This is a genomic window from Enterocloster clostridioformis, from assembly GCF_020297485.1.
Taxonomy (GTDB): Bacteria; Bacillota; Clostridia; order Lachnospirales; family Lachnospiraceae; genus Enterocloster; species Enterocloster clostridioformis.
The window spans coordinates 1,181,638-1,194,047 of the sequence record NZ_JAIWZC010000001.1; the positions used below are offsets into that span (position 1 = coordinate 1,181,638).

Annotated in this window: 10 protein-coding genes; 1 reads left to right on the forward strand and 9 read right to left on the reverse strand. The window is 50.0% G+C overall.

The features are described 5' to 3' along the window. Positions 1 to 19 precede the first annotated feature (19 nt). The 3 genes from clpP to LA360_RS05935 form a co-directional block, all read right to left on the reverse strand. The gene (gene clpP, locus LA360_RS05925; RefSeq protein WP_002583713.1) at positions 20 to 601 is read right to left on the reverse strand and encodes an ATP-dependent Clp endopeptidase proteolytic subunit ClpP; all 582 of its coding nucleotides are present in this window, start codon (positions 599 to 601) and stop codon (positions 20 to 22) included. A gap of 182 nt (positions 602 to 783) precedes the next feature. Further along, a complete protein-coding gene (gene tig, locus LA360_RS05930) occupies positions 784 to 2,070 on the reverse strand; it encodes a trigger factor (protein ID WP_022202876.1) in 1,287 nt (428 codons plus the stop codon). A 181-nt stretch (positions 2,071 to 2,251) separates the two neighbouring features. Beyond that, positions 2,252 to 2,806: a DJ-1 family glyoxalase III gene (locus tag LA360_RS05935; RefSeq protein ID WP_022202877.1), complete on the reverse strand. Its 555-nt coding sequence runs from the start codon at positions 2,804 to 2,806 to the stop codon at positions 2,252 to 2,254. A 157-nt stretch (positions 2,807 to 2,963) separates the two neighbouring features. Between LA360_RS05935 and LA360_RS05940 the strand changes: the two genes are divergently transcribed. Continuing rightward, complete coding sequence (locus tag LA360_RS05940) at positions 2,964 to 3,416, forward strand: CYTH domain-containing protein (protein ID WP_022202878.1); 453 nt, start codon at positions 2,964 to 2,966, stop codon at positions 3,414 to 3,416. A 308-nt stretch (positions 3,417 to 3,724) separates the two neighbouring features. On the opposite strand, the gene LA360_RS05945 is transcribed toward LA360_RS05940, so the two are convergent. The 6 genes from LA360_RS05945 to LA360_RS05970 all read right to left on the reverse strand — a co-directional run bounded on the left by LA360_RS05945 (position 3,725) and on the right by LA360_RS05970 (position 12,362). After that, positions 3,725 to 5,380 (reverse strand): galactose/methyl galactoside ABC transporter permease MglC, encoded by a 1,656-nt coding sequence (locus LA360_RS05945; RefSeq protein WP_022202879.1) that lies wholly within the window; start codon positions 5,378 to 5,380, stop codon positions 3,725 to 3,727. A 15-nt stretch (positions 5,381 to 5,395) separates the two neighbouring features. Further along, positions 5,396 to 6,904 carry a sugar ABC transporter ATP-binding protein gene (locus tag LA360_RS05950; protein ID WP_021894806.1) on the reverse strand — a complete coding sequence of 503 codons (1,509 nt, stop codon included), beginning with the start codon at positions 6,902 to 6,904 and terminating at the stop codon, positions 5,396 to 5,398. Positions 6,905 to 7,001: 97 nt separating this feature from the next. Further along, on the reverse strand, positions 7,002 to 8,342 hold the full coding sequence (locus LA360_RS05955) for a substrate-binding domain-containing protein (RefSeq protein WP_021894807.1): 1,341 nt from the start codon (positions 8,340 to 8,342) through the stop codon (positions 7,002 to 7,004). A gap of 158 nt (positions 8,343 to 8,500) precedes the next feature. After that, positions 8,501 to 9,553, reverse strand: coding sequence for a galactose ABC transporter substrate-binding protein (locus LA360_RS05960; RefSeq protein ID WP_302549285.1), 1,053 nt, complete (start codon positions 9,551 to 9,553; stop codon positions 8,501 to 8,503). Positions 9,554 to 9,604: 51 nt separating this feature from the next. Next, on the reverse strand, positions 9,605 to 10,576 hold the full coding sequence (locus LA360_RS05965) for a substrate-binding domain-containing protein (RefSeq protein WP_022202880.1): 972 nt from the start codon (positions 10,574 to 10,576) through the stop codon (positions 9,605 to 9,607). Then, positions 10,566 to 12,362 carry a sensor histidine kinase gene (locus LA360_RS05970; protein ID WP_022202881.1) on the reverse strand — a complete coding sequence of 599 codons (1,797 nt, stop codon included), beginning with the start codon at positions 12,360 to 12,362 and terminating at the stop codon, positions 10,566 to 10,568. The genes LA360_RS05965 and LA360_RS05970 overlap by 11 nt, the downstream gene beginning before the upstream one ends. Between the last annotated feature and the right edge of the window lie 48 nt (positions 12,363 to 12,410).

Below are 12,410 nucleotides of genomic sequence, written 5' to 3' on the forward strand. Positions count from 1 at the left end.
CTCAGCGCTGGGCTGAGCACTAATGATGTGCGATGATTTCATCAATAAGGCCGTATTCCTTGGCCTCCAATGCAGACATATAATTGTCACGCTCCGTATCGCGCTCAATCACTTCCAGGGGCTTCCCTGTGTTTGCTGCCAGGATTTCGTTTAATTTCTTTCTTGTCTTTAAGATATTCTCAGCCACAATTTTAATCTCGGTGGCCTGGCCCTTGGCCCCGCCCGAAGGCTGATGAATCATGATTTCCGCATTAGGCAGAGCGAAACGCTTGCCCTTGGCCCCTCCGGAAAGAAGGAACGCGCCCATGCTGGCTGCCATGCCGATACAGATGGTAGACACATCGCACTTAATATAATTCATGGTGTCATAGATGGCAAATCCCGCGGATACGGAACCGCCCGGGCTGTTGATATACAGATGGATATCCTTGCCCGGGTCCTCTGACTCCAGGAATAAGAGCTGTGCCACCACAAGGCTTGCGGACACATCGCTTACTTCCTCGCCCAGGAATATGATCCTCTCCTTCAGTAATCTTGAATAAATGTCATAAGAACGCTCGCCGCGGCTGGTCTGCTCAATGACATAAGGTACTAAACTCATTTAACCATCCTCCTAGTTATAGGCACTTGGCGCCTGTCATTCAGACACCTGTGTGCAATTCATGTCATCCCTGCCAGGAGCGGCATCTCACCGCCCGGACAAAATGACGTTCACTTATAAGAAACCAGGGAGATTCAAAGCCAGGTAAATAAGCGCTGTGAACCCCCCGTATCATATGTGAATTATACCAGTTTTGCTTCTGCCACCAGGAAATCAACCGCTTCCTGAACAGCAATATCTTCCTTCATCTGGTCCTTATCACGGTCTGACATATAACCTTTTAACTTGTCAGCCTCCATCTGGTAAGCGGCCGCCATCTTGGCAATCTCCTCATCCAGTCTTTCGTCGGAAACCTGCAGGTTCTCAGCCTTTACAACTTCCTCAAGCACCAGTCTGGTCTGGATTCTCTTTAAGGCCTGTGGCTTCATCTGCTCTCTCATCTGCTCCATGGTCATACCTGTATACTTCATGTACAGATCCATGGACAGACCCTGGCTCTCCATACGGCGGGCTGTATCCTGAACCATGTTGTCAATCTGGCCTTCCACCATCCTGTCAGGAATCTCCATGGAAGCGCCTGCCACTACTTTGTCAACTACACGGTTCTCGTTTTCGGAAGCAGCTTCTTTCTGCTTTCTCTCAAGAATCTTTGACTCAATATCCTTCTTGTATTCATCCAGAGTGTCAAATTCAGAAACCTCTCCTGCAAACTCATCATCCAGTTCCGGAAGTTCCTTTACCTTGATTTCCTTTACAGTCACCTTAAAGGTTGCCGGCTTTCCGGCCAGTTCAGCCGCATGATACTCTTCCGGGAAGGTTACGTTAATCTCGCACTCTTCTCCGATGTTCTTGCCAACCAGCTGCTCCTCAAATGTATCGATAAAGGAATGGGAACCAATGGTCAATGGGTAATCAGCTGCCTTGCCGCCATCAAATGTCTTGCCGTCAACAAATCCCTCAAAGTCGATGACGGTCTGGTCGCCGTCAGCAACCGGTCTGTCCTCTACGGTCAGAAGTCTTGCGTTCTGCTCCTGAACCTTCTTGAGCTCTGCTTCCACATCCTCCGGCTTAACAGCTGCATCCACCTTCTCTACCTCGATGCCCTTGTACTCGCCCAGGGTCACTTCCGGCCTTACGGCTACGGTTGCGGTATAGATGAACGGCTTGTCCTTGCCAATCTGATCTACGGCAACTTCCGGTCTGGAAACGATCTCCAGTCCGCTTTCATTCATTGCCTCCATGCAGGTTGCGTTGATGGCTTCATCAGCGGCATCCTCATAAAAAATGCCTTCGCCATACATCTTTTCAATCACGGCGCGAGGTGCTTTGCCCTTACGGAAGCCTGGAATATTAAACTTGTTCTTGCTCTTATTGAAGGCTTTTTTCATTGCATCCTCAAACTGCTCCGCGCTTAACTCTATTGTCAGTTTGGCCATGTTTTTTTCTAATTTTTCTACTTGTACACTCATTTTTACGGGTTCCTCCTTAAAATATATGTGGTTCGCCCATAATCCATGAGGGCGCTACACTTCAATGTACCATTATAGCATGCTCATTTTAAAAACACCAGCGTTTTTTACAAAAAAAACTTCCATTCCATCCCACATCCATATGATATAGAACAGAACAGGAGTTTTTCTCATCCGGATACTATTTCCAGTTATACTGGATTGCCGCTGCAATCTTCTGGGCCTGCTGGGGACCCTGAAGCAGGCGAATCAGTTCCAGTCCCATGTCAAGGGCAAATCCCAGGCCCCTGCCGGTGGTGATGTTGCCGTCCGTCACAACACCCTGGCTGGTGTAGGACACGCCTGTAAGCTGGTCCTCAAATCCCGGATAGCAGGTGGCCGTCCTGCCCTTTAAGAGCCCCATGCTCCCCAGGATGCTTGGCGCCGCGCAGATGGCCGCAATCCTTCTGCCCTGCTTGTTGGCGCACTCCACAGCCGCCCTCAGACCCTTATGTGCTTTCAGATTGTTTGTTCCCGGCATTCCTCCGGGCAAAAACAGCACATCTGACACATCCGGATCCACATCATCAAACAGGGCGTCAGTCACCAACTCAATTCCATGAGAACCAATTACTTTCCTGTCTCCTGTAACAGACACCAGTGTCACCTCCACACCGGAACGCCGGAGCACGTCCACAACCGCAAGACATTCAACCTCTTCCAGTCCATCCGCAAGAAATGCATAAACCTTTGCCATGATAATCTCCCTTTCCGCCATTTATCGCATAGTAATTTTATTTTATCATTTATCACTTTTCAGGAAAAGAGTTAAATGATATGATTGTAAAATGGAAAAAATAAAAATAGTTAGTAAAATCCACTAATCGACAATCACAGCAAGGAGGTTTTCCCATATGGAAATCGAACGTAAATTCCTGGTTCCCTGTCTTCCGGAGGGCTATGACACCCATCCCTTCCACCAGATTGAACAGGCCTATCTCTGCACTGACCCGGTAGTCCGCATCCGCCAGGAGGATGAGGACTTCTGCCTCACCTATAAGGGCAAGGGACTCCTGTCCAGGGAAGAATACAACCTTCCGCTGACCCGCGAAGCCTACGCCCACCTGCTTCCCAAGGCCGACGGCTCCGTACTCACCAAAAAGCGTTATCTCATCCCTCTGGATAACTCAGATCATCTGACCATTGAGCTGGACGTCTTTGAAGGCCGCTACGCCGGCCTCGTCCTGGCCGAGGTGGAATTTACCACCGAAGAAGAAGCCATGTCCTTCCAGCCCCCGGAGTGGTTTGGGAGGGATGTTACGTTTACCAGGGAGTATCAAAATAGCAGGTTGGCTTGTGGATGGTAGTAGATGCAGGGGAGGGGGAGGTTCCTCCGTCCGTGAGGGAAAGGGAGAGGGGGATTGGGATACAGCTGCGGGGCTAGTATTTTATATGCTAAGCGTGTAGTTCTTGGACGGTGGAAAGCGGCGTTAAGAGGCTGGCTGACAACTGTTTGAGTTCAGTACCTAAATATAAAAAGAGGCTTGGCCGCGAGTTTTGGCAGCCAGCCTCTTGTATTTAGCCGATTTTCAGCGTCCTAGAAATACTAGTCCCGCAGCCGTATCCACAGCCCCCAGACTTATTTCAATCACGGACGGAAGCACCTAACTTCCCACTACTTCTTCTGTACGTACTTCAAGCAGTCAAGTGTTACAGCGGTTATGATGATGATACCTTCAAATACGAACTGAAGGTTTGTGTCGATACCGAGAATGGTAAGGGAGTAGATGAGCACGGTGAATATAAGCACGCCGACTACTACGCCTGAAATCTTACCGATACCGCCTGTAAAGGATACGCCGCCGACCACGCAGGCTGCGATTGCATCCATCTCCCAGCCCTGCCCGTAAGCAGCGGAGCCGGAACCTACCATTCTTGCGCATTCCAGCCAGGATCCGAATCCGTAAAGGATGCCTGCCAGAATGAATGCTCCCATGGTTACTCCGAATACGGAGATACCTGAAACAGCTGCTGCTTCCGGATTGCCGCCTACTGCGTATAAATTCTTGCCGAAGGTGGTCTTGTTCCAGATGAACCATACGATTACGATGGCAGCCACTGCCCACAGGATAATGGTTGGGAACCCGTTTATTTTTGGAATAATCATCTTTGGAATAGCCGGTTCAATGGCGCCAAAGGATACACCCTTTGTGGCATATGTTACAAGTCCAAAAATGACCAGCATGTTGGCCATGGTTGAAATGAACGGATGCATCTTGAATTTAGCGGTAAAGAAACCTCCGATGGCCGTAAAGCATGTACATAAGATGATACACATTACCAGGGCAAATACCACTCTTACTCCAATGGGCATGCCTGTGAAGTCAAACACGTGTCCGAACACAGCGCCTGTGTTGATGCCCTGATGCATGATGATTGTCGCGGTGGTCATGCCCATACCAACCATACGTCCTATGGAAAGGTCCGTACCGGTAAGGAGGATGAGTCCGGCAACGCCCAGAGCCAGGAACATTCTCGGAGAAGCCTGCTGCAAGATATTTAAAACGTTATTATAGGTAAGCAGCTGAACATTCTTTATCACCGGCGCAGCGATACACAGTCCGATGAAAATCAGGATAATAGCGATATACAGTCCATTCTGCAGTAAGAATGTCCTGCGGTTGAATGTATATTTATAGTTCTCCCATTTCTGCGCCCTGGTCTCCATGAAGGTGAATTTAGACAGGCGGAGCATGTCAATCAGGTGATACTGCCAGACAAATGCCGCATGCCTTCTGTCCTTGATCCGCTGAAGCTCCTTGTCCAGGTCCATCTTTGCGTCAAACAGGCGGTTCTTATGAACATACTTCTCATCCTTTATCTCCTGATGGTCCGTAAGCTTTGAGAGGGTATTTTCATGTTCTTTGTTCAGTTCCGCAACTTTAATGTCGTATTTTTCCTTTGCAAGCGCTTTTTCCCGCTCACAGCTTTCCTTTAACGGCAGATAATAATCCTTATCAAAATGTGCCTTAAGGTAACTCTCCGCATCGGAGATTAATTTTGCAATCTCATCCTTGTTCTTTGCCTCAACAGCCTTTGCTTTTTCCATCTCCGCGCTGTTAGCCGCAATTCTGTTTTCCCTTTCTTCCTTTGTAAGGGAACGGTCTCTCTTTGTTGCATCAATACTATTTTGCAGAGTGACTACCCTGTTTGTGCCGTCCTCTCTGAGACTGTCGATTTTTTTCTGAATTTCGCCAACATAATCCTCAATTGGCTGGCGCAGCTGCATTTCCTGTTCAGCCGTAAGAGTCTCATTGTTTCCTTTCGCCATATCCATGAATCCCCCTTATAGGTATTTTGCACTGAGCCTTAAAAGTTCTTCCTGATTTGTCTCTTTTGTATTAACAATTCCGGAAAGACGTCCATTTGACATAACACCAATACGGTTTGTAATTCCGAGAATCTCCGGCATCTCAGAAGAAACAACGATGATTGTCTTCCCCTGCTTCGCCATATTGATGATAAGCTCATATATTTCATACTTTGCGCCCACGTCGATTCCTCGTGTAGGTTCGTCCATCATAAACACCTGCGGACTGCGCTCCAGCCACTTTCCGAAAATGACCTTCTGTTGATTTCCGCCGGAAAGGCTGGAAATCATATCGTCGGGGCCCATGCACTTGGTGTGCATGATCTTGATTTCGTTTGACGTGGCCTTTATCATCTTTGCATCGGAAAGCGCTATGCCCGACATATACTGCTGCAGATTGGCAATGGTGGTATTAAAGGTAAGGTCCCCTTTTAAAAACAGGCCATTTGCCTTCCGCTCCTCGGTAATCATGGCAAAACCATGCTCCATGGCTTCCTTTGCGCTGCTGAAATTCATAAGACGGTTATTAAAATAAACACGTCCCGCCGCTCTGGTGCGGACACCAAAGATTGTTTCCAGAAGTTCCGTGCGCCCTGCTCCTACCAGACCGTACAGCCCGAATATTTCTCCTTCTTTTACGTCAAATGAAACATCCTGCAAGTGAGGCTCAAACTTTGTGGACAGATTCTGGATGGACAGAATCACATCACCGGGGGTATTGTCAACAGGCGGGAACCGGTTATCAAGGGAACGGCCGACCATTGCCGCAATCAGCTCATTCATGTTTGCATCCTTGGTGCTCTTTGTCATAACCAGATTGCCGTCCCGAAGCACTGATATCTCATCGCAGATTTCAAAAATCTCATCCATCTTGTGGGAAATATAAATCAGGGCGATTCCCTGCTCCTTTAACATCCTCATCATCTCGAAGAGCTTATTAACCTCCTGCACGGTCAGGGAGGATGTAGGCTCATCCAGAACAATCACCCTTGAATTGTAGGAGATGGCCTTGGCGATTTCGCACATCTGCCTCTGTGATACGGACATGCGGCTCATGGGCTGAGTGAGGTTAACGGTCATTCCCAATTTTCTAAAGAGCTCGGCTGCTTCCTTTTTCATCCTGCCTTCATCAATTACACCCATGGAATTGACCGGATAACGTCCGAGGAATAAATTGTCAATTACATTCCGTTCCAGACACTGATTCAATTCCTGGTGAACCATTGCAATGCCGTTTTCAAGAGCATCCTTTGGTCCGGAAAAGCTTACTTCCCTGCCGTTCAGGAAGATATTTCCCTCGTCTTTCTGGTAGGTGCCGAAAAGGCACTTCATCATGGTTGACTTACCAGCTCCGTTCTCACCCATAAGCCCCATAACGGTTCCGCGCTTCACATCCAGGCTGATATGGTCCAGAACTCTGTTCCGGCCGAAGGACTTGCTCATACCGCGTATTGATAAGACGATATCATCTTTCTTATCTGCCATTATTTTACTCCTGTATATGTAGATTGATAGGTTTCAATTTTAATATTAGGGAGAATTTCTTCTCCCTAATAACAGTACATCTTTATTTCAATGAATATTACTGCTCAAGCAGAGATGTGTATGAAGCTGCATTGTCTGTCTTAACCATGTTGATGGCAAATGCGTCATACTGGCTTGGATTTCCAAGACGGTTTGTAATATTGGACTCTGTCTGCCCGTCGCCGCCGATGTAGTCAACCTTAAGGTTGAGAAGCTTATCGTATTTCTGAAGCAGAGGCTGATAGGTCGATCCAAGGAAGTTATCAGCTGAGTTGTAGATATTCAGCCATACATTCTTTGTGGCATGGGCAGCCTCATCCAGCTGATTGGATACAGGTGCGTATACCATTGTGGAATCTGTGAAATCTGTATAATTTTCAGCGGTAACAGCAACGTTCAGTGCGTAGTAGGAACGCTCATCTGCCTTGTAAACATATACATCAGAACTCAGGACATTGCCTGCATCGTCTGCTGTGCCGATACCTGTATCAATATCAACTCCGTCCAGTGCGTTGCGCAGTACGCGAAGAGTCAGGTAAGCCTGTACGTCTGCATGCTGGCTGATAGTGCCGCCGTAGCCCTCTGCGATAGCTGCTACTGCGTCGCTGTTTGCGTCATAGCCAAATGTAGGAACCTTGTTGTCCTTGGACCATGCGTTGAACATGGACATGCCCATACCGTCGTTATTGGATGCAACAACATCAATCTGATCGCCAAAAGAGGAAGACCATGTGCCGATTGCATTGCCTGCTGTGGCAGCATCCCATGTAGCTCCTGCGGAGTTCTTCATCTCCTGGGAAGCAAGCTCACGGACAACGTATGTCTTTCCGCCAACTTCGATGGAGCCGTCCTGTACAACCGTTGCTGTACCGTCTGCGTTTGTACCAACAGGATCGCTGTTGACGCTGCCGTCTTTCTCTACCGCGGTGCCGAGAGCCTTGCGGATACCTCTTGTACGTGCGATAGAGTCGTTATGTCCGATGTCTCCGATTGCCAGAACGTAGCCGATGATTCCGTCGCCGTTACGGTCAATTGAGTCGATGTTCTTCTCGATGTAGTCCTTAACCATGATTCCCTGAAGCTCAGCACCCTGGTTTGCGTCGAACCCTACATAATATGTATCCTTATTGAAATTCAGGGCTGTCATATCAAGCTGTCCTGTAGCACTGCTGGATGGCTGGCGGTTGAACCATACTAAAGGCTTATCCTTGTTTGCCACCTCTGCGCCTGCTTCCGGTGCCGCTGCCGTGTCTGCCGCGGTTGTGTCTGCTGCTGCCTCGGTTGTGGTATCCCCTGCAGCTGCTGTGGTTGGTGCTTCCGTTGGCTTGCTGCCGCCTCCGCAGGCAACCAGTGATAATGCCATGGAACACGCAAGAGCAACACTTAATGCTTTCTTCATTTTTAATTCCTCCCTTATAGTTTTGTTGTCTTTGGTTGTTTTTGCTTAACAACAAGATTATTATACGACCCGGTTGTGCATTTTTCCATATGATTTTTATAGAATGATTATAAAATTTCTTCGATTTTATCTTTTTCCGTCGGTGTTTTTATGATACATCACTGGTTTTTAAGCAATTTTGCCTCAGCCTGGGTCAAAGCCCTCTGTGGGCACCAGTAATAATTTCCATCCAGCTGAGGCACCCTGTCCTTTGGAGCCTGGTTCAGGGACAGGCTCCAGGCAATGTCAAATATGACCCGGGAATAGCGTTCCTTATCTGATTCCACTGTGCCGAAAAGATATCCTTCCTCCAGGGCCTTTATGCCCACAGGGGTGCCGTCAATCCCCACCACCTTGATGGAATTGGCCCCGATTCCGGCCCGGTTTATGGCGTCAATGGCTCCCAGGGCCATGTCGTCGTTGTTGCTGACCACCAGTTCAATCTGGCCCGTATACTCCTTCAGCCACTGCTCCATCAGGGCTGATGCCTGGCTTCTGTCCCAGTTGGCGATTCCTCCCGTAATCTTCTCCAAAGGTACGCCCCCGTCCTTTAAGGTCTGGATGGACCACTCCGTGCGGATCAGGGAGTCCTGATGGCTGGTTTCCCCTTCCAGAAGCACATAGCTTACCAGTCCGTTGCCGTTGGCGTCCAGGGTTCGTGTATCCTGATTATAGGCATCCACCAGGATGTCTCCCTGGAGCACGGCGGATTCCTTGGCGTCCGCTCCCACGTAGTACAGCTTTTCCCAGCGGTTCATGTCCTCCTCCACCGGCTCCCGGTTAAAGAACACCACCGGAGTTCCTGCATCCATGGCCTTGTCTATGATGATGGATGCCGACGAACGGTCCACGCTGTTGATGCACAGGGCATCGCAGCCCAGGGAGATCAGACGCTCCACCTGGCTGTTCTGGGTATTCTGGCTCCCCTTGGCGTCCATGATATCCAACTTCACCTTGATCCCTGTTTCCTGTTCATATTCCTTTGCCCTGTCCTCCAGGCCGGAGCGCAGGGTACCGATGAAGGTGTCGTCCCCCCGGTAGAGCAGAACCCCGATGCGGATGGAGTTCTTATCCATCTGCCGCCCGTTTTCCCTTCCCATGTACTGCCACACCCCTATGAGGACAGCCGCTCCCATACAGGCTGCCAATAGATACATCCAATTCCGTTTCACCGCAATGCCCCTTTCCTTACCTTATTACGTTTCTTTTCATCACAACTGCCCTTACTCAATGGGATAGAGCATTTTCTCGTATGCCTTATCCCTCAGCTTATCCTCATCCACATAGATGGCCTCCAGCACGGTGTTCTGCTTTTGGCGCGTGCCCTGGATAGCTTCCACTGCCTGCTTCACGCTTAAATATCCCTCGTCAAACTGGTCATAGGCAGTCAGCCCTGTGACAATTCCCTTGTCCAGGGCCCTGAGCAGTGATGTGGTGCTTCCGGCGCCGTAGAGTCCCGCCACCCTGCCCTGGTATATGGTGTTTTCCTCCAGTATCCGGGTGGCCTGGTCCAGCGACTGCACATCCAGTGCTATAATGGTAATCCTGCCGCCTCCGGGAGCGTCTGTTTCCTGTATGGCCTGACGGTATGTGTCCTGGTTTTTCCTCTCAATGAGCCGGTAATGATACCCCTGCTCATCCAGCACAGTCCTGACCCCCTCGTAGACCCAGGCACTGTCCCCATAGTCCAGCCCCCCGCAAAAGAGATAGACCGGCACATCCCTGGGTGCCTGGGAAGCCGCCGCCTCTCCCAGCAGCCTTCCAATCTCCCTGCCGTCCGCGCCGATGGTATCCAAAGCTGTGCCCTCATCCGGAGACTGGCCCAGAAGGATGACGGGGCAGCCGGGGTTCATATCCTCCAATTTTCTTACCGCCTCCTCAGGCTTTACCGGAGCCAGGATCACAGCCCTGGTACCGTCCCTGATTTCCCGTTTTACCAGCTCCATCTGCTGGGCCTGGTCATGGTCGGCATAAAGGGTGATGAAGCTGACATCCCCATGGAACTCCACCGCGGCCTGGTCCATACCCTTTTTGAAATTCACATAATAGTCGTCGTTGTCCCCCTCTATGATGACGGAAATCGGATATACCTCGATTTTCTTTTCCTTGATAATCAGATCCGTGGAGGACATCAAAAACAGCAGGATCAGGATGCCGGCCCATATGCACCAGAGTATTTTTCCTTTATTTAACATAGGCTCCCTCTTTCTTTACTTCCCCGTAGGGGATGGCCGGCAGACGGGCCGTGACCGTGGTCCCCTCATCCGGCTCCGACTGGATTTCCAGTCCGTAGCCATTTCCAAAATACAGACGGATACGCTGGTGGACATTCTTCACTCCGATACCGGATCCCCTGCCCGACGGCACATGGTCCGTGTCCCCGAACAGCCGTTTCACCTGCTCCCGTGTCATCCCCAGGCCGTTGTCCGAGACACTCATGAATAAATCCTTGTCCTGACGCCATGCCCGGATACGGATTTCCCCGTCGCCGTCCATGAATTCCATGCCGTGATAGATGGCATTTTCCACCAGAGGCTGGAGGATAAGCTTGAGACTGGCCAGGTCAAGGACCTCATCCTCTGCTTCCACGGTATAGGTAAACTTATTTTTATAGCGCATGTGCTGAATCATAAGGTAGTTGCGCACATGCTCCAGCTCATCCCTGACAGCTATAATGCTTTTTCCCCTGCTGAGGCTGATTCGGAAAAACCTGGCCAGGGCCGTCACGACCCGCACCGCGTCGGTCAGGTTCTCATTTTCAATCATCCACACAATAATATCCAGGGTGTTATATAGGAAATGGGGGTTAATCTGCGCCTGGAGGGTGTCGAACTCGCTCTTTCGCTTGGATTCATGCTCCGCCACAATATCGTCCATAAGCCGCCCTATCTGCCGGGCCATGTTTTGTATGGAATTGCCCAGATGCTGTATCTCGTAGGAACCTCCGCTCCTGACCTCTGTCTCCAGATTGCCTGCCTCAATTTCATTGACGGATTTCTCCAGCTCCTTGATGGGGTCCGTTATCCTGGAGGAGATATAGGAATTGATGATGGTCATGATAAAAAGGACAAAGGCAATCATGAAAATTACCAGAAGCTTTGTCTTGATATTGTTGAGGGACACGCCGTCAAGAGGCGTCACCCCCACCACCTTCCAGCCTGTGTATCCCACGGTCTTAACCGTGACGGTCCGTTCCTCCCCGTCCACGGTCTGACGGTAATTGCCGTCCCTGAGTCCGGATACCTCCAGGTTGTTCTCCCGGACGATTCCCGAGTCAATAAGCTGGGCCTGGGGGTGGTATATGATTTCCCCGCTGCTGCTGATTAAGTAGACATAGCCTCCGTTTCCCAGATTTACCCCGTCAAAGAGCTGCTCCAGACTGCTGTAGCGTATGTCAATCAGCAGGACTCCCTGGTCCGTGGAAGGTCCCTGGGTGATTTCCACTGCCCTTGACAGGGAAATGACCCACCGGTATTGGTTCTCGCTGCCGTCAAAGATGTACTGGACATGGGGCGTGGAGAAATGCATATTCTCCGTTTTCTCCAGGGTGGAGGTAAACCAGTTTTCCCCGGTGACATCCACATTAGTCTTAAGGCGGGCAGCAGGCACGGCTTCCAGCAGCTTTCCTTCCTTGGACAAAAGGGCAATATTCTCCACATTGTCCTTGTTGTTGTCATAGAGAAGGGTCATCTCGCTTCCGATGGATCCGCTGGCCAGGTCCGCGTTCTTGACCACCCCGTAGTACAGGGAATCAGACAGCTTCATTACGGTCCGCAGGTAATCCTCCATGGACCGGGTGATCTGATTAATCAGTATCTGGTTCTCCTCCCGGATGGTGGCGGACATCTGGCCCGACAGCCTGGAATACAGGGAAATGCCTATGAATATACTGGCGGCCAGGGCCGTCAGCGTAAAGTAGATGAATATGATATACCGTATACTGGCCTTCTGCAGCTTAACCCTCTGCTTTTCAAACAACATGTCCCCTGCTCCTTTACGCTGCCTGCCCCTTCCCGCCATAAGCGGCAC